The following is a 533-nucleotide window of genomic DNA, read 5'->3' on the forward strand; positions in this document are numbered from 1 at the left end:
GTCAAGGGCATTCGCCCGGTGGTGGCCTTCGAGCTGGAGTTCTATCTGTTCGACCGTACGCTCAAGGACGGCTTGCCGCAGTATCCGCGCGACACCCTGTGTGGCGATGAGGATGATCAGCCCACTCTGCACATCGACCGGCTGTCTCGGTTTTCCACAGTGCTGCACGAGATCGTCGAGGCGGCCGAGGAGCAGGGCATCGATGCCAACGTGATCACCGCGGAAATCGGTCCCGGGCAGTTCGAGATCAACTTCGGCCATTGTGATGATGGCCTGCAGGCGGCGGACTGGGCGGCGCTCTTCACGCGGCTTACCCGCGGCGTGGCGCTCAAGAACGGCCATCGGGCCAGCTTCATGAGCAAGCCCTACCTCGATGCTCCGGGCAGCGGCATGCACGTGCACGTCAGCCTCTATGACGAGCAGGGCAACAACCTGCTGGCTGTCGATGAGCAGCGCCCGCTACGTCACGCGGTGGCGGGTTGCCTGGAGTGGCTACCGCACTGCATGCCGATCTTCGCTGCGCACCACAACGC

General features: G+C 64.0%; 1 protein-coding gene. It reads left to right on the forward strand.

From position 1 onward, the window contains the following. A partial coding sequence (locus tag AC0IYH_RS29180) for a type I glutamate--ammonia ligase (protein WP_471837497.1) occupies positions 1 to 533 on the forward strand: 533 nt, incomplete at both ends.

The sequence above is a fragment of the Pseudomonas sp. AC463 genome (assembly GCF_979253585.1).